The organism is Halorientalis brevis, assembly GCF_042678165.1.
GTDB classification, from domain to species: domain Archaea; phylum Halobacteriota; class Halobacteria; order Halobacteriales; family Haloarculaceae; genus Halorientalis; species Halorientalis brevis.
The window spans coordinates 1-16528 of the sequence record NZ_JBHUDJ010000012.1 but is presented as its reverse complement, the minus strand read 5'-3'; the positions used below and the strand labels follow the sequence as shown (position 1 = coordinate 16528).

14 protein-coding genes are annotated in these 16528 nt (G+C 63.9%); 11 read left to right on the top strand and 3 right to left on the bottom strand.

The features are described from left to right. Window positions 1–3: 3 nt before the first annotated feature. Both ACFR9U_RS15705 and ACFR9U_RS15700 read left to right on the top strand, forming a co-directional pair. Complete coding sequence (locus ACFR9U_RS15705) at window positions 4–1299, top strand: glycosyltransferase family 87 protein (RefSeq protein WP_247382110.1); 1296 nt, start codon at window positions 4–6, stop codon at window positions 1297–1299. Between the two features lie 182 nt (window positions 1300–1481). Then, window positions 1482–2822: a hypothetical protein gene (locus tag ACFR9U_RS15700; RefSeq protein ID WP_247382107.1), complete on the top strand. Its 1341-nt coding sequence runs from the start codon at window positions 1482–1484 to the stop codon at window positions 2820–2822. A gap of 119 nt (window positions 2823–2941) precedes the next feature. Here the strand turns inward: ACFR9U_RS15700 and ACFR9U_RS15695 are convergent, their stop codons facing one another. Next, on the bottom strand, window positions 2942–4165 hold the full coding sequence (locus ACFR9U_RS15695; RefSeq protein ID WP_247382103.1) for an orc1/cdc6 family replication initiation protein: 1224 nt from the start codon (window positions 4163–4165) through the stop codon (window positions 2942–2944). A gap of 1624 nt (window positions 4166–5789) precedes the next feature. Here ACFR9U_RS15695 and ACFR9U_RS15690 point away from each other — a divergent pair. The 9 genes from ACFR9U_RS15690 to ACFR9U_RS15650 all read left to right on the top strand — a co-directional run bounded on the left by ACFR9U_RS15690 (window position 5790) and on the right by ACFR9U_RS15650 (window position 14104). After that, on the top strand, window positions 5790–6248 hold the full coding sequence (locus ACFR9U_RS15690; protein ID WP_247382101.1) for a cupin domain-containing protein: 459 nt from the start codon (window positions 5790–5792) through the stop codon (window positions 6246–6248). A 280-nt stretch (window positions 6249–6528) separates the two neighbouring features. Beyond that, window positions 6529–7155, top strand: coding sequence for a metal-dependent hydrolase (locus ACFR9U_RS15685; protein WP_247382099.1), 627 nt, complete (start codon window positions 6529–6531; stop codon window positions 7153–7155). Between the two features lie 135 nt (window positions 7156–7290). Next, a complete protein-coding gene (locus tag ACFR9U_RS15680; RefSeq protein WP_247382097.1) occupies window positions 7291–7989 on the top strand; it encodes a DUF2238 domain-containing protein in 699 nt (232 codons plus the stop codon). 219 nt (window positions 7990–8208) lie between these two features. Further along, a complete protein-coding gene (locus ACFR9U_RS15675) occupies window positions 8209–9237 on the top strand; it encodes an LLM class flavin-dependent oxidoreductase (RefSeq protein ID WP_247382096.1) in 1029 nt (342 codons plus the stop codon). 166 nt (window positions 9238–9403) lie between these two features. Beyond that, entirely contained in the window at window positions 9404–11293 is a 1890-nt protein-coding gene (locus ACFR9U_RS15670; protein ID WP_247382094.1) for a NosD domain-containing protein, read from the top strand. Continuing rightward, window positions 11290–12048, top strand: a complete 759-nt coding sequence (locus tag ACFR9U_RS15665; RefSeq protein ID WP_247382092.1) for an ABC transporter ATP-binding protein — start codon at window positions 11290–11292, stop codon at window positions 12046–12048. The genes ACFR9U_RS15670 and ACFR9U_RS15665 overlap by 4 nt, the downstream gene beginning before the upstream one ends. Window positions 12049–12053: 5 nt before the next feature. Further along, entirely contained in the window at window positions 12054–12875 is an 822-nt protein-coding gene (locus tag ACFR9U_RS15660; RefSeq protein WP_247382091.1) for an ABC transporter permease, read from the top strand. 57 nt (window positions 12876–12932) lie between these two features. Further along, window positions 12933–13619 carry an SCO family protein gene (locus ACFR9U_RS15655; RefSeq protein ID WP_247382090.1) on the top strand — a complete coding sequence of 229 codons (687 nt, stop codon included), beginning with the start codon at window positions 12933–12935 and terminating at the stop codon, window positions 13617–13619. 242 nt (window positions 13620–13861) lie between these two features. After that, window positions 13862–14104 (top strand): winged helix-turn-helix transcriptional regulator, encoded by a 243-nt coding sequence (locus ACFR9U_RS15650; protein WP_247382088.1) that lies wholly within the window; start codon window positions 13862–13864, stop codon window positions 14102–14104. A 405-nt stretch (window positions 14105–14509) separates the two neighbouring features. On the opposite strand, the gene ACFR9U_RS15645 is transcribed toward ACFR9U_RS15650, so the two are convergent. Both ACFR9U_RS15645 and ACFR9U_RS15640 read right to left on the bottom strand, forming a co-directional pair. After that, complete coding sequence (locus ACFR9U_RS15645; RefSeq protein WP_247382085.1) at window positions 14510–15763, bottom strand: MFS transporter; 1254 nt, start codon at window positions 15761–15763, stop codon at window positions 14510–14512. A 239-nt stretch (window positions 15764–16002) separates the two neighbouring features. Then, window positions 16003–16528, bottom strand: a 526-nt coding sequence (locus ACFR9U_RS15640) for an electron transfer flavoprotein subunit alpha/FixB family protein (protein ID WP_379814714.1), incomplete at its 5' end; no start/stop codon positions are given.

Below are 16528 nucleotides of genomic sequence, written 5' to 3'. Positions count from 1 at the left end.
TCGATGTCGCCCATTCCCTCACTTTCCCTCCAAACGTGGGAGCGGTCGGCGAAGGACGCCCGCACACGGCGCAGAACGTTGGTGTTCTGTCTCGCCGGCGGTCTCCTCGTGCCGACGTACTTCCTCGGGATCGCCGACGTCTCGCATTTCGCGTGGGACTTCCGCGCCTACTACACCGCCGCTCAGGCTGCGCTGCACGGCGACCCCTTCATCGGACTGTCTCCTGGCCTCCCCGGAGTGTCGTACGTGTATCCCCCAGTCTCCATTACGCTGTTTCTGCCGCACACAGCGGCAGGAAGCTGGCAGCGTGCCTTCGCGGTGCAGACGATCCTGAACGTCGTGTGTGCCCTCTTCCTCGCTGGACTCACTGTCTGGACGATCGAGCGCCACAGCGGTCGGCTACCGCCAGTCGATCGCGTTCTCGTCACCGGCTTCTGTCTCGGGACTGCCCCCATCATGGCTATCTTCGGACAGGGACAACTGGACGTGTTGATCGCAGTCGCACTCGCCGGGGCGTTCCTGGCCGTCGAACGCGGTCGCCAGGTGCTCGCTGGCGTCGCCCTCGCGGGCGCGGCGTTGATCAAGGTCTTTCCGGTCGTCCTCGGCCTCTGGCTCGTCTGGCGCCGGGCCTGGCGCGCGCTCGTCGCCGCCGTCCTGACGGGCGTGAGCGGCCTCGTGCTGGGTGCGTTGCTGTTCGGCCTCGACGCCTACCGCCGATACCTCGACGTCCTGGCTGGCCGCAGTCGGCTCGCCGAGTTTGCCGGGACGGTCTCGCCAAACTTCTTTGCGATGTCGCTGTATCGCCCGTTCTCCCAGTTGCTCCCGAATCTCGATCCGTCCCTGTACGCACCGCTGTCACTGCTCGCGCTCGCACCCACGGTGATACTCGTCGCTCCTCGCAGGCGGCGTTTCACCGATCGATTGACGACGTACCTCGTTGCGCTCACGGCGATGTTACTCGTCTCGCCTGCTTCGAACGCGCTGTACGTGGTGTACGTGTACTTCCCGCTGCTCTGTCTGCTGTACGTCGGTGTCCCAAGTCGCGGCCACTCCTTGCTGCTGTTCGGGACCGTTCTGATTACGTTCCCCGTGCAGCCTGCACAGGTCAGCGCAGTCCTGTCACTGGGAGCCGTTCCGGTCCCGATCGCCAGTGCCGTCGTCGCTGCCGTCCGAGTCGTACTGACGGTGGTCTCGCTGCCACTCGGTGGACTCCTCGCCATCCTCGTGTGGTGTACCCTCCGGGCGACGGGGAGTCGGAAAGCGACGGCCGCCAAGCGCCACCCTGCGAAATCGGACTGAGACACCGGTTTCTGGTGTGAGCGGCGCTTCCTGCCAGGAGATCCCGTGACAGCACTGTGTCCCGTCAGCGATCGCGTACCCCGTCGGATCACGATCCAAGCCGGTGGATTTTAAAAATCCTGGCACTCAGTATACAATAAATCGCATCACACGTTCGGTGCGAGTGCCCGCCGTCCCCCACCATGTCCCCTCACACCCGCCGTCGATTCCTCGCGCTCGGTGCCGCAACGACAGTTGGCGCTCTCGCAGGCTGTTGGGGCACGACGGAGACGGCCACGTATGCCGACTGGCTCCCGGCGACGGACGACCCGATGCTGACCGCGTACATCGACCTGACGTTCTCGCAGAAGACGTCGAAGATCGATCCGTTGCTGCCCTTGATTCTCCCGTCCAGCGACGACTCGAACCCGCCCGGAATCGCCCCGGACCTCTCGGCGCTCGATCGTATCGACGAACCCCTGCTCAAACTCCCGCTTCAAACCGGTGGACAGGTCATCGGCGTCTCGGCCATCTCGTTCGCCGCGTCCGGCCTCACCTATCTCATCGATGCCGCACAGCCGACGCAGGGAGTGACGGAGTTGTTCAGAGTGAACGACACTGTCGTCGGCACCGGTGACATCGACGTGACCAAGGCCGACGAGTCGCTTCGCGCTGGCGGCACGGACTTCCTCGGGGAGATCAGATTCGAGGTCGTGACTGACGGTGACGAGTACACGCTCTACGAGCCGAAACCGGATGTCTCACAGTTCGTTGCCGTCAGCGAATCGTCCGTGGTGCTGTCCGAGTCACGGACGAACGTCGAGACGGTCATCGATACCGGGCAGGGCGATCACGATCGAGCCGTCGAGCAGCAAAACACCGTCGAGTGGTTGGTCGACACTGCTGGCACAGGCGATGTCGTGGTCGGCTGGCTCGGGCCAGCGGATCTCGACGGGTACTACTGGCGAAGCAGTGACGCCGACCCACCAACAGCGGTCGTCTCACAACGCGACGACGTGTGCTCGTCGGTGACGTTTTCCCCCGAGGACAAACGGATCACGGCCGACCTCGCGCTCCGAAGTGACACCGTCAGTCAGTCGACCACGGGCCGCCTGAAGACGCAACTCGGGATTGCGGGGGCAGACGCCTCGCTGTCCACCGACGGCGATCGACTGTCTGCAACGAGTACGTACGCCGACAGTGACCTCGATATCGACTTCGTCAGACAGACTGCCACCCCGGAGGAGACCACAGCGCCCGAGCGACCCCCGGGGTCTCGCTCGAAACCGGATGCGATTCCCGACAACGCCTTCGAGTTCTCCTACAAGGAGGAGAAAGGCACCGTTCGGGTCAATTTCGTGAAAGCGGTCGAGGCGGACGAAGTGACGGTTCGCGCAGTCAACTCCGGCAGCGAGACGTCGACGACGACACCGGGAGTCGTCTCGTATCTGACGGTGTATCTCGCGTCCGACGGCGACGAAGTCGTCGTGACAGTGACCGTCGACGGCGTCTCGACTGAGGTCGCCCGGAAACAGTTTGCGTGACGGCTGCCCCCAAGAAGGTATCGACGAGCGCCGACTGAATCGACTGGTCGGTAACTCAGGGAGTCGCGCGCACCGGAAACGTGATGGTCGCGCTATAACTCGAAATCGGGTGTGTGCGCTCACTGCCGGGTGTGCATCCGAGAGACGGTTTCGGCGTCCCACATCAGCCGGTGTTCCTTGTACGAGCCGGTCCCTTTGCCGCCGTGGTTCGAGCGGTTTTCCGTCACTTCAAGGAACGCGAGTTCTTTGAGCAGCTGTCGAATCCGGTCTTTCGTGAGCGAATCCGTCCCCTCTTTCTCACACACTCGTTCGTACGCGTCGATGATCTGGGTGGTTCTGAACCACTCCTGGTCGTTGTTCTGTCTCGTCAGGGCAGCCAGGCCACTGAGAACGTGCCTGGTGTGGCTCGGGAGCCCGGAGACGAGATCTCGGAGGCGTTCGGCTTCGGCCGAGGCCCGAACCTCGAGCAGGTGGTCTTCTTTGACCATCTCCGCGCCGTTGTTCTTGGCGTAGTCACCGGCGTATCGGAGGAGGCGCATCGCTTTCCGGGCGTCACCGTGTTCTTTCGCACCGAGCGCCGCTGCGCGTGGAATGACGGCGTCCCCCAGTTTGCCGTCTTTGAACGCGTCCTTCCGATTGTCCAGGATTTCCCGCAGTTGGGTCGCGTCGTACGGATCGAAGATGTACTCGTTGTGACCGAACGAACTCTTCGTTCGTTCGCTCATCTGGTCACGGTAGTTGATCTTGTTCGAGATGGCGATCACGCCGATCGGCGTTTCGACGCTGCCGGTCTCGCCCGCACGCGAGAGGATCATCAGGAGGTCGTCGTTTTTCAAGCGGTCGATCTCGTCGAGCGTGAAGATCGCAGCGTCGTAAAATTCGTCGAGGACGTCCCACACGCGATTGAAATACTCGTTTTCGGAGATCCCACGCTCGGGGAACGAGATGCTGCTCTCGGAGGGGTTGATCTGCTGGCCGAGTTGCTGCAGGGCATCGGCGTTGCCCTTTGCCTGTGAGCAGTTCGCGTACGCGACCGCGAGATCGTTTTCGCGTCGCTCTGCTTCCTGTTCACTCCGTTTCATCACGTGTTTCGCGACGAGCGACTTTCCGGACCCGGTTTTCCCGTAGATCATCACCGAGTTGGGGGGAGCACCGGAGACGGCCGGGCCGATCTCGTTGGCGATCATCTTGATCTGATCGTCACGGCCAACGATCCGGTCCTCGGTCGGGAGGTGGTCGATCGTAACGAGTTCCCGCCGCTCGAAGATAGGATCACCGCCGGTGAGCTCGACGGAATCGAAAAGCGGGTCTGGCTCGGTGTCCAGCCCGTCTTGGGGGGCCATACGTACACCTGTTCGTGCATCACATAAAAGAATTGGGACCGGGTTTCGAGTTATGTTCATTTCTAGAGCGCTTGAAAGACGGAAATATACACAGTTAGGGTTAACTCGAAATGGTGTACACACCCCCCTGATTTCGAGTTATATCGCCTCTATCGTTCGTTAATCGCAGATGAGGTGTTACTCAGAATATACTCTCGCCGGGGGAGAAGCGGCGACGGACACACCTGATTTCGAGTTATATCTGGGTTCGTATCCGGTGGGAGAGCGACGAACACACCCAGTTTCGAGTTATAGGGTGACGAGTCGTGTTGGCGCCCCGACGGTCACACACCTGGTTTCGAGTTATATTTCGACGGTTCGTTTCGGAAGATCTCGAGGGCACACACCCAGTTTCGAGTTATACACTGGCAGTACGAGTGAGGACTGGATATCGAAACACACCCGGTTTCGAGTTTTACTCACGACAGGGCGTGTAGCGTCGTCGGGAAGCGACGGCGATCAGCAGTCATCGAAACCCTGCGAACCGAGGGGTCCGGAATCAGTCGGAGTGACATCCCTGTGCGGAGGGAGATGGATGTGTGATCACACATATACAACGCGGTTATCGGGATCTGGTCGAGGAGGGAAATCGTCGCGAGCTGGCTGATTGTTTCCAGACCCTAGGTGCGACAGTCGACGATGGGCTGAAAGCCACTGGTGAATCAGGACGGGAGACTGACAGGATCTGTCGGATCGGGGTCTCGAAAGGTGGCAAGAAATGTTGTGGCTGACGAGAGTCAAGCGGAATCACCACAGGAAAGGGGGGACACACACCTAGTTTCGAGTTATAGGGTTTCGAGAGGGGGTCCCCCCGCTGTGGGCTGTGCTTTCCTTACTAGAGGCTGTTTCTCTCTCTTTCTTTTCTTCTTTCTAGTTCTTCTAGCTCTTCTTCTAGTACTACTAGACTAGCTAGACTAGTGGCAACACACCTAGTTTCGAGTTATAGTTTGCTGGTTTCCGAACGAAACAGCCATTCTCACAGCACAGAGAGATTCTCCCCACCTCCGCAGCGGCTATAACTCGAAACTAGGTGTGTGTGTCCCTGTTCTTTCTCTCACCCACCTAACACACGGCATCGTCGTTACTCTGTCTCGATGTGTTCGTCTAGTATCGTGACGATGACTGATACAAAATCGGCTGTATAGCGGTCTTTCCCGCATAAAAGGCCAGTTTTGCTACTGGCGTTCGGTAGCCGCCTCAGACCTCCCTAGAACCACTCACTTCGATAGCTCCCCGTGATGTTTCGGCGTTCGACGGGACACGTTCGGTTAACGGCTTAACCAACACCTCCGTTTGGCTGCTGTGTGTTGGTTAAGCGATGCTCGTCTGCCCTGACCACCTTCCGTCGATCGGTGGTGATTCTGACTCCGACGTCGAAGGGACTCCACTCTGGTCGGAGTTGCACACTTCTCACTCCGACGAACGCGACACCCCATTCGACGATCTTGCCCCATCTTCACACCTCTCGAGGACTCAAAACACGGGCACGAAGGCATACTCCCAAAATGGACACGAGATGTAGTAACACGCCCCAGTGCGGGCGGCAGTATACAAATATATCGCGGTCGTGTCCGAACGGAGCAATATGGAGAAAGCATCCATCGACGACGTGGAACCGAACGCGTTCGGCCGAGACGTCGACTGTCGTGGACTTTCAGAACCGCTGGGAACGACCGACTTCTCGATCAACTACTTCCGGCTGGAACCCGGCGAGGGGTTCTCCAACGCGATGCACACCCATCTGGACCAAGAAGAGGTGTTCGTCGTCGTCGAGGGCGAAGCCACGTTCACGACGATGGACGACGAGGTCGTCGTCGGCGAGGGTGAGGCGATCCGGTTCGCGCCCGGGGAATACCAGACTGGGGCGAACGAAACCGACGAGCCAGTGGTTGCCTACGCTATGGGTGCCCCGCGTGACAGCGAAGACGTTCGCGTGCCACAGGACTGTCCGGACTGCGGGAACGACAACATGCGAGCGGTGCCGGGTGACGACGGGTTCACACTCGTCTGCCCCGAATGCGGAACAGAACTCGACGCCGAGTAGTCTCTCATTCTCGATCGCCAGCACTCCCGAGTCCCGAGGACACGAGACGCAGTTCCGGGATCCTTTCGGGGTTTCTCGCTTGCGTGGGCAACCGTGGAGGGCCACGACTACTCGACAGACAGCGGGTTTCCTGTTGGATTCGCTCGGCAACGTCGCGAATGCTTCTCATCAGCTCCGAACCACTGCTGAATCGGGAGTCGAGCAGCACGAATACACCCGTACGACCACATCAGTAGTGACCGACAGGTTCAATTAATTCTGTGTCTTACGATGCGACACGATGATGCTGCCAACCCATGCGCTGGGCGGAATGGCACTCGGGCTCGTCGTGGGTGCCGTCGTGCCGGAGTTCGCTGGTATTGCCCTCGTGGCGGGGTTGTTCGGCGGAATCCTCCCGGATCTCGATATGTACGCTGGGCACCGCCAAACCCTCCATTTCCCAGTGTACTACTCCGTGCTCGCTCTCGGTGCCCTGGTGCCTGCACTGCTGGTCCCGTCTCCCGCTACGGTCGGGAGTGCCGTGTTCCTTCTTGGTGCAGCCACGCACAGCCTCGCTGACGTCTTCGGTGGCGGGCTGGAACTGCGCCCCTGGGAAGGGACGTCGGACCGCGCGGTGTACGATCACTACCGCAGCCAGTGGATCGCCCCCCGCCGCTGGGTCGGCTACGATGGCTCTCCGGGCGATCTCGTCCTGTCGATGGCGCTGGCCGGCCCGCTGTTACTCAGAGTTGACGGCGTGTTCCGCGACGCCGTCGTCGCGAGCGTGGCCGTGGGCGTGCTGTACACCGCTGTTCGACGGTTCCTGCCCGACCTCGCCGAGGTCCTCTTCGGCACTCTCCTCCCGGTTCTTCCACGCCGTCTGCACGAACGAGTGCCGGACCGGTACCTGCAATCCCACTCGCGATGACTCTGGCAGGCACCAACATCGAGCGGTAGCCGGATTCCGTTGCCGCTCCGTTCCCGCCGCGATGCACTGCCGCGGAGCAAGCCCAAGAGTCATGCCGATGCGGTTTCGACTCCCTGACAACAACCGTTACCACCGATGGCCTGGATACTGACAGCGGTCCTCACAGCGCTTCTCGGCGCGCTGGCGTGCACGTTGCTCGTCGCGCTGCACCGCCGAGACGTCTCTGCGTCCGTGAACGCGCTGGTCTCTCTGGTCCTCGCCCTGCTCTCGCTCTCGCTTGCGACCGGCTCACTGTCGCCGTTGCGGGGGCCGTTCCTCACGCCAGAACTCCCAGTGTGGGTCACTGCCGCCGGGCTCCTGCATTCGGTGGGGATGTTAGGCCCCTACGACTCGTGCTGGTGGTGGGATCACCTCACCCACACCGTCTCTGCCACGATCGTCGCAGCACTGGTGTACGCTGGACTCATCGTCGCCGTCAGCACCGGGACGACGCGGGCGCTCTCCCCAGCCGCGATCGCCGGGGCGACGATCATCTACACGTTCGTCATCGGCGTCTTCTGGGAACTCGTCGAACTGGTCGCACGAGCCGTGGGCGAGCGCTACGACATCGAACCGATGCTCGTTCACTATGGGTGGCGGGACACCGCGTTCGACCTCGCGTTCGATCTCGTCGGGGCGATCATCGTCGTGGCCCTGGACGTGCGGATGTTCGTCGAGCTCGCGGCGCTCGCTCCGGAGGTAACGCAGGTCCTTCTCGGCGTGACTGGAACCGTGATCACGGTGGGTTCGGTACTGATGGGCGTGAGCCTCGGAGTGACGTCGTCGCTGAACTGAGTTGGACGAGCCGGCCCAGGGCGGCGCCACGACCGACGCGCTTCTGGCCGAACGATCGCTGGCAGCGTCCGCACTGACCGCGTGGCAGTGACCGCTCTGATCGTCGACAGCGACCGCATTGATCGCGTGACAGCGACCGCACTGGAAGTGGCAACTGCGAGCGGCACACGTGGATTCCGCTAGCCCAACGGTTATCTTTCGCTCCCTCTGAACCCGGGTATGGATCTCTCTGTCGTCGACCTCTCTCCAGTTCCCGACGACGGTACCGCACGTGACGCGTACGCCAACACAGTCGAAACGGCACGCCAAGCCGAACGGCTCGGCTACTCCCGGTTCTGGGTGGCCGAACATCACGGCATGGCGGACACCATCGCCGGAACCACGCCCGAGGTCCTGCTCGGCCACCTCGCGGGGAAGACCGACTCGATCCGGCTGGGGTCTGGAGCCGTGTTGCTCAACCACTACAGCCCGTTCAAGGTCGCTGAACAGTTCGGCGCGCTCGACGCGCTTGCCCCGGGGCGTATGGATGTGGGTCTCGGGCGGGCGAACGGCTCGCCGGCCGCGGATCGCGCCCTCGGGACGGAACGGCGGGTCCAGAACCCCGACGCGGACCACGAAGAGAAGATCGAGGCCGTCGTCACGCACCTGTACGACGACTATCCCGCGGAGCATCCGTACAGCGACCTCACGCTCCCACGCTCGGATCAGGCGACGCCCGAGCCGTGGGTGCTGGGATCGAGTCCGTCGAGCGCGGCGATCGCTGGCGAACTCGGCCTCCCGTACTGCTTTGCGGCGTTCATCCGCCCGCAGCTCGCCACCCGCTCGTTCGAGACGTACCGCGAGCAGTTCCAGCCGTCGCGGCTGGCCGGCGGCGTCGACGAACCGGAGGGAATCGTCGCGGTGAACGCGATCTGTGCCGAGACGGACGCCGACGCTGCGCGGCTCCGCGCCGTGGCCGAGGCGACGTACAAACGCATGCAGCGAGGCGAAATCGGCACGCGACCGTCCATCGACGCGGCCATCGACGAACTGGGTGGCGTGCCCGATCCGACTCCCGAAACCCTCGACGCCGACGAGTGGCCCCGTGCGATCTCCGGCAGCCCGGAGACGCTCGCCGGACTCTTCGAGCAGCTCACGGAGCGCGTCGGCGTCGACGAGGTGATGATCCAGCACATCGCCCCCGACCACGACGACGCGCTGCGCTCACACGAACTGCTGGCCGACGGCGTCGGCCTCACGCCGCGCTGACGGACCCACGCGACGCCGACGAGACGAGCGGTCGGTCTCGCGTCAGTGGCGGGGCGGGAGTCGATCGCACGCCGTGACAACCAGGCCGTTCCCGCGTTCGAGAATTATACTACGGGAGTGAAGGCGGTCCGACGCTGACGATACGGACGATTGGTCGAAACTCCCGATGCGTACTGGCACAGTCATCCTCGTCGGTGTGTTCGCCGTGAGCGCGTTTCTCGTTCCGTTCGCGATCGGTCCGAGCGGGACGACGCCGGACCCGGTGCGGTTCGGCGAAACCATCCAGACGGGCCTGTCGAGCGAGACCGTGCGGGTCGCACAGGCGAAGGGACACACGATTCCGAAGGTCCAGGTGTTCTACGCCCAGTCCGAGTTCGTCGTCGGCTACTACGGCGTCTCGTCGTTCGCGCGGTCGGCGAATCGAGACGGACGGACCCAGCGGTTCGGGCCGCCGGTCGCGATCTACGTGTCCGCGTTCCCGGACGCCAGTCCCCGCTTGACGTCCGACGGGTTCGTCAACGCGTCCATCGACACCCGGGCGACGTGGGTTCGCGCGACCGCGGCCCAGTACGCAGTCGTCCCCACGCCAACGAGCACGGCCGTCGTCCCCTTTACCGACGCGACCGCGGCCCGGTCGTTCGCCGCTCGGCACGACGGGCAGGTCCGTTCGTGGCAGGCGGTACGCGACGAGTTCGACGAGCGGGCGGCTGTGGATCGTCCCGAGTGGCCGACGCGCCGGAGCGAGCGCGCGAACGAGACCGTCGCAGCGGTCAGGCCGCTCCTCGATCGGCCAGTGTCGACCGTCGTCGGGCGGGACGCCCCGACGATTCAGGCGGCCATCCGCGACGCGCCCCCGAACACGACGGTTCGCGTGCCGCCCGGCCGGTACGAGGAGCAAGTTCGCATCGCGAAGCCTATCACGCTCCAGGGGGCGGGTCGAGGGACGCATCTCGCGGGCGAGGGCAACGGCACGGTCGTCACGGTCGCGTCGTCGGACGCCGCCGTCGCCGACCTCCGGATTTCCGGGGTCGGGACGACCCGCATCAACCTGAGCGACGACTCCGACCGGACGCGCGAGTGGGACAGCAAGGTCGAGCAGACGTACGGCCGCGGTGACGCCGGCGTCGCGGTGCTCGGCGGGACGCGAACGCTCGTCCAGTCGGTCACCGTCGAGACGCCGTCCAACGGCCTGCTCTATCGCAACAGTTCGCGAGCCGTCGCCAGCGACGTCACCGTCCGCGGGAACCCCACGCCGAACCAGGGGTACATGGGCGTAATGGCGATGGGGTCGCCGGTCGTGGTCCAGCATTCGACGTTCCGCGGCGGGCTCGACGGCGTCTACGCCCATCGGTCGGACGGCATGGTCGTCCGCGACTCCGCGATGTCGAACGTCCGGTTCGGCGTCCACGTCATGTTCACCTCAGAGACGCTTCTGGCGGACAACACCGTCCGGGACGCCCAGACCGGGCTCGTGATCATGACGCGTCCTACGGGGAACGCCCTGGTCGGCAACGACGTGCGCGCCAGTCGCCACGGGATCGTCACGGCCGGCACGCGGTCGTACGTCGCCGACAACGTCCTCGTCGACAACGGCGTCGGGCTCACGATCGGCTCGCGCACCTCGCGGTACGTCGGCAACGTCGTCGCCGGCAACGACCTGGGCGTGCGCGCCGAGAACTACGTCGCCTCGAACCGAGTGGTCGGCAACGATTTCGTCGACAATCGAGAACAGGTGCACGCGACGGCCGGGATGGCACGCGTGTGGTCGACGCCCGGGCGCGGGAACTACTGGGACGGTGCGATCTCCGTCGGCTCGAACCAGTCGATGCGGCCGTACGCCCCGCTCGACCCCGTCGATGCGACCTTGCGTGAACCGGGGCGGCTCACGCTGGCGCACTCGCCGATTCACATCGGCCGGCGGCTGCTCCAGCAGCTCGTGCCCGGGATGCGAGCACAGGGCATCGTCGACCGGCACCCGGCGACGACCCCGCTGAACCCGGTGCGCCTCGGCCAGGCAGGTTACGCCGATGCGAGACAGGAGGATTCTCATTCATGACTGCGACCGACGACACCCGACGGCGAGCAGCGGAATCGACACCCGTAGTGACTGTCACGGACCTCGAACACGGCTACGACGGGCTGTGCGTGCTCGACGGCGTCTCCCTGTCGGTCCCCACGGACGCAGTGACGGCACTGGTCGGGCCGAACGGTAGCGGCAAATCGACGCTGTTGCGGCTCGTCACCGGCGTCCAGGCGCCACAGTCCGGGACGATCACGCTTCCGGACGCGGACGCACCGCGGACTGTCGGCTACCTCCCGCAGTCGCTCCGTCCCCGTGACGGCTTCACCGTTCGACAAACCGTCGAGACGTACGCGGCGCTCGTCGACGGCGGGCCGGGGACGGACGACGTGCTGTCGACGGTCGGGCTCGACGAGGTCACCGACGAGCGGGTCGACGCACTGTCCGGGGGGATGCGCCGGCTGCTCGGCGTCGCCATCGCGCTCGTCGGCGATCCGCCGGTGCTCGTCCTGGACGAACCGACGAGCGGGCTTGACCCTGCGATGACCGCCAGAGTGTTCGACGTGCTGTCCGACCTGGCCGCCGCTGGCCGGGGTGTGCTGGTCGCCTCACACGATCTCGACGCCGTCGGCACCAACGCCGACCGGGTCGTCCTCCTCGACCAGGGGACGGTCCAGGCACAGGGGCCGGCTGCGACAGTTCTCGCTGATCTGGACGTGCGATCGCTGAGCGACGCGTTCGAGACGACAGTGGCCGACGATGCAGGCGTCACCGTTCGCCACGGGGTGTGAGTTCGATGGCACAGCATCCGCTGACGCGACTGCAGGCACTCGCCCGGCGCGAGATTGCGACGGTGGTGTCGACGCGCGCGTTCGGCCTGTTCGTCGTCTCGCTCGCGGGACTCCTGGCGGGACTGGTCTGGGTGAGCGGGGCCGCCGCCAGTGGGTATCTGCCGACGGCCGTCGACCTCCTGCCAGCGCTCGAACTGCTCGTGCCGCTCCTTTCCTTTACCGTCGGCTATCGCGCGTTGCTCGACGACCGCCGGCGCGGCGAACTCGCCGTGCTCTCGACGTTTCCCGTCTCGCGGGCGACGGTCGTCGCGAGCGTCCTGGTCGGCCGTGGGATCGCGCTAGCGGTCGGCATCGTCGCGGCGCTGCTCCCGACGATGGCGCTGGTGTGGGTCCTCGGCGAGCCGACGACGCTCCTCGTGGCCACCCACAGCAGTACCGACTCCGTGGTCCTGTTCATGCGGTTGCTCTCGGCGACGACCCTCTTCGGACTGGCCGCGCTGTCGGTGGCCATCGCCGTGTCGGCCGTCGCGAGCGGCACGCGCCACGCTGCAGGAGCCCTCGTGGGACTCTGGATCGCACTGACGGCAGTCGTCGACCTTGGCCTCGTCGAGGCGCTCGGCGCTGACCTCGTCGGAACGCAGGGCGTGCTGGCGCTGCTGGCTCTCTCGCCGAGCGGCGCGTACCGCGGACTGGTGTTACAGACCGTCGTCGACGTCGCCACGGGCGGTACCCTGCAGGCGGCCGCGCCGCTCGCGAGCGTCGCCGGACTCCTCGCCTGGATCGGCGGCGGCTTCGCCGTCGCGACGCGGTCGGTCTGGCAGGAGTGATGGGTTTCGAGAGGTGTACTACGGGGTTTTCGTAGCTCTCGCTCGAAGCGCACGCTAATGCACCGACGCACGTATCTCACGGCGGCCGCGACGGCAGGCGTCATCGGGACCGCTGGCTGTCTCGGCTCGGTTCTCGGCGACGGCGGGAACGGACAGACGATCCTCGAGGAACCGGAGGGCCGACAGTTCAGTAGTTCCGACCTCCCGTACCCCGCGTACGGCCAGCAACTGCCCGAGGTGACGCTGCGCGCACCGCTGGCGGAGCGCGACGTCACGACGACCGAGTTCGACGACCGAAACGTGGTGATGACGTTCTTCTACAGTAACTGTAACACGGTCTGTCCGATTCTCATCTCCTCGCTCAAGCGAGTCCAGGATTTCGCATCGGAGAACGGGTTCGCCGACGACGTCGCGTTCCTGGCGGTCACGTTCGACCCGCAACGCGACGACGCCGAGCGACTGCGACAGTACGCGGACACGATGAACGTCGACCGCGACGCGGGGAACTGGTACTTCCTCCGGCCCGACGGTCGCGATCGGGCGAAAGACGTGGTGCAGGGAACTTACGGCGTGACCTTCGAGCGAACCCAGCAGTCCAGCGCGGAGGAATACATGTTCAACCATCTCGGCCTCGTCGTGCTGGCGAACGAGCAGGGCGTCGTCGAGCGCGCTTACACCGGTGACGGTCCGAAATCGAAGCAGTTGCAGGCTGATCTCGAAACCCTTCGCGCCGAGCAGAGCTAGCTCCCGTCACTGCACCCGATCGACTTGCACAGCCCGGCCGTCGTCTGCGTCCGGTATGCTATCCGACCGTCGACCCAGTCGCTTGCAATCGCCCTGGCAGTGTGTACCACGGCCAGCGCACCGAAGTCGTTCTGGCATCCGAGTCGCCGATAGCAATCGGTTGTGAAGCAACAAAAAGGTGTGACACAACAACGAAAATCAGTGGTGGTGTATTTTACACGTCGAACGACGACTGTTTGCTGATGAGTCGATCAGGGAGAGATCGGGAAGTCTCTGACCACGAACTCCTCGTTGCCGGGAGAGACGTCCCAGAGCCCGTGTTCACGGCGACTGAAGTCGGCGAACGGGTCGGGATGAGTCAACAGGGCGTCGACAAGCGGCTCCGAGAACTCGCAGAAGATGGCCTCATCAACACTGCGATGAAAGGTGCATCGCGCGTGTGGTGGCTCTCGTACCGTGGCAGGCAGTTTATCGACGAGGAGTAGCCGGCAACCTGCCACAGAACTGGCGACGATGGCTCTCTCGGCTCGATTTTCCCAGCGCCCCGGAGACAGTTATTCGAACACTCACCGTTAGGGGGTCCGAACGGCTCCCCAGGCCGGGGAGACTACGGCGGTGATTCGATGCTGTATAACGGACCCGGAGTGTTGATATTTCCACTGCACGCTCACGTCAAATGTGGAAGGTACCAAATACAACTTTCATTCGTTGTTGTTTAACTATCAAACTGTGGCAATACCGAAAAGGGAGGGAGCGACGGGACTACTACCTTCGAATCCGACGGTGCCGCGAACAGAATCGTCAGACGGTGGAACAGACGGCGGTTCTGGCACACGTGTTCGCCCCATTCAGGGGAGAGAACCCGTTACCCTTGCGTTCGGTACGGAGACTTAGGCGCCAGTTTCGTTCACAGAGCGGTGCGGCTGGCGGTGGAGACCAGCGGCGACCAAACAGAGCACTCCGAGCGCTCCCCCGACGATACTCAATACGACGATTGCGGTCTTGATGGCTCCTGTGGCCCCGACGATCGGCCGCAACCGATGGATCGCGGCGCCGAGGAGCACTGGCGTGAACGTCGATCCGACGCGACCGAGTGACGAGCCGAGGCTCACGAGACTGCCGCGGAACGTCTCCGAGATGCTCGTGATGACGCTTCTGTACAGCGAAAGCGTCGTTCCGAACCCGAAGCCGACGAGCACGCTGCCGAGGAGGACCACGGGGAACGACGGTGCGAACCCCACGAACGAGAGGCCGACGCCCATTCCGAGCGTCGCGCCGAAGAGCGGCTGGAACCGAGTGCTGAAGTAAGCGGTCATGCGACCGCTTTGAGTCGCTGCGGCCGCGTGTGCCAGACTCGCTGCCGCGACTAACAGCCCGGCTTGCCTGGGCGAGCCATCGAGGACGCGCACGATGACCAGCGAGTTGTAGGTCAAAAACGCCGTGTAAAACGCGTTCGGGAGCGCTCGCGCGATCAACAGTGCCGTGATGCGAGCGTCGAGATAGGCGACGAGGTCGCGAACGGTCGGCCGGTCGGCGACTTCCTTCGACACCCCTCGCTCTCGTGGCTCGTCGAGAAACAGGAGCAACACGACTGCGATGGGGATCGAGATCCCGTAGAAGAAAAACGGGAGCTGCCACGCGACCGCCACCAGCACGCCGGCCACGAGGGGAAAGACCATCATCGTCACCCCGGACGTGGCAAACCGGATGCCCTGTGCCGTCGCCTCAGCGCTGTCTCTGAAGAGATCGCCGGTACTGGTGACGATAACTGGCGTCAACCCGGCGAACCCGATCCCCTGGACGAACCGGAGCGCCAGTGCGACGCGGAACTCCGTCGTCAATCCGACGGCCGCACCGGCCCCGCCGAACACCAGCAATCCAGCCACTAACACCGGTTTCCGACCGTAGCGGTCCGCGAGGGTCCCGACGAGCGGGATCGAAACGATGCTCGGTGCGGAAAAGGCGGTGATGAGCAACCCGATCTCCGCACCGGAGACGGCGAAGGGCCCTGTGAGCGTGTTCAACAGCGGCGAGATGAGCGCCACGCCGAGCGGCGGTGTGAGATTCGTCAGCAAGAGCAACTGGAAACTCCTGTCGCGGAGGACGGCAGCGTCTCTCCCGAAGAGGGCGGCGAGTGAACCCACAGTAGGGTGGTATATTTCACTACTCGTATATAAGCCGTCGGACTCCCACCTTTTTCGGTGAGTGGGTCGCAGAGCGACCCGAACCGAAAAAATCTGTTCCCGCGAGCTTGCGAGCGGGAGCTCGGAAGAGCTTGCTCTTCCGATGGACCAAAAAGGCGCGGCCTCGCGTTACTCGGCCGCGTGAACTGGGCTTGCTCCGCTCGCACGGATGCTAGAAAAACGAAAGAAAATTGCCGAGTTTAGACGTCTGGCACGTCGCCGCCGAACTCTTCGATCAGCGCCGGCACCACGTCGAAGAGGTCGTCTTCGATGCCGTAGTCCGCGAGGTCGTAGATCGGCGCGTTCGGGTCCGTGTTGATCGCCACGATCGTGTCAGCACCCTTCATGCCAGCGACGTGCTGGACGGCGCCGGAGATGCCGATCGCGATGTAGACATCCGGCGTGACGACCTTCCCGGACTGGCCGACCTGGCGGTTCGCCGGCAGCCAGCCGTTGTCGACGATCGGACGCGACGAGGACAGCGTCGCGTCGGTCGCTTCGACGAGCGCCTCGATCAGCGGGAGGTTCTCTTCCTCTTCGATCCCGCGACCGATGGAGACGAGGAACTCCGCTTCGGCGATGTCCACGTCGCCGCCGGCGACTTCCTCGAAGCCGGTGACGGTCGACTTGATCGCGCTCTCGTCGATGTCGGCGTCGAACGCCGAGACGTCGGCGTCGCCCGTGCCTTCGGCCTGGGGCCACTCGGCTGGGCGGACGGTGACGGCT

Bases quoted from the DNA above. Each gene is read 5' to 3' on its own strand.
- ACFR9U_RS15695 (WP_247382103.1), bottom strand. From the start codon at position 4,165: ATGGCCCCCCAAGACGGGCTGGACACCGAGCCAGACCCGCTTTTCGAT.
- ACFR9U_RS15675 (WP_247382096.1), top strand. From the start codon at position 8,209: ATGGATCTCTCTGTCGTCGACCTCTCTCCAGTTCCCGACGACGGTACC.
- ACFR9U_RS15690 (WP_247382101.1), top strand. From the start codon at position 5,790: ATGGAGAAAGCATCCATCGACGACGTGGAACCGAACGCGTTCGGCCGA.
- ACFR9U_RS15685 (WP_247382099.1), top strand. From the start codon at position 6,529: ATGATGCTGCCAACCCATGCGCTGGGCGGAATGGCACTCGGGCTCGTC.
- ACFR9U_RS15700 (WP_247382107.1), top strand. From the start codon at position 1,482: ATGTCCCCTCACACCCGCCGTCGATTCCTCGCGCTCGGTGCCGCAACG.
- ACFR9U_RS15655 (WP_247382090.1), top strand. From the start codon at position 12,933: ATGCACCGACGCACGTATCTCACGGCGGCCGCGACGGCAGGCGTCATC.
- ACFR9U_RS15705 (WP_247382110.1), top strand. From the start codon at position 4: ATGTCGCCCATTCCCTCACTTTCCCTCCAAACGTGGGAGCGGTCGGCG.
- ACFR9U_RS15650 (WP_247382088.1), top strand. From the start codon at position 13,862: ATGAGTCGATCAGGGAGAGATCGGGAAGTCTCTGACCACGAACTCCTC.
- ACFR9U_RS15660 (WP_247382091.1), top strand. From the start codon at position 12,054: ATGGCACAGCATCCGCTGACGCGACTGCAGGCACTCGCCCGGCGCGAG.
- ACFR9U_RS15680 (WP_247382097.1), top strand. From the start codon at position 7,291: ATGGCCTGGATACTGACAGCGGTCCTCACAGCGCTTCTCGGCGCGCTG.
- ACFR9U_RS15670 (WP_247382094.1), top strand. From the start codon at position 9,404: ATGCGTACTGGCACAGTCATCCTCGTCGGTGTGTTCGCCGTGAGCGCG.
- ACFR9U_RS15665 (WP_247382092.1), top strand. From the start codon at position 11,290: ATGACTGCGACCGACGACACCCGACGGCGAGCAGCGGAATCGACACCC.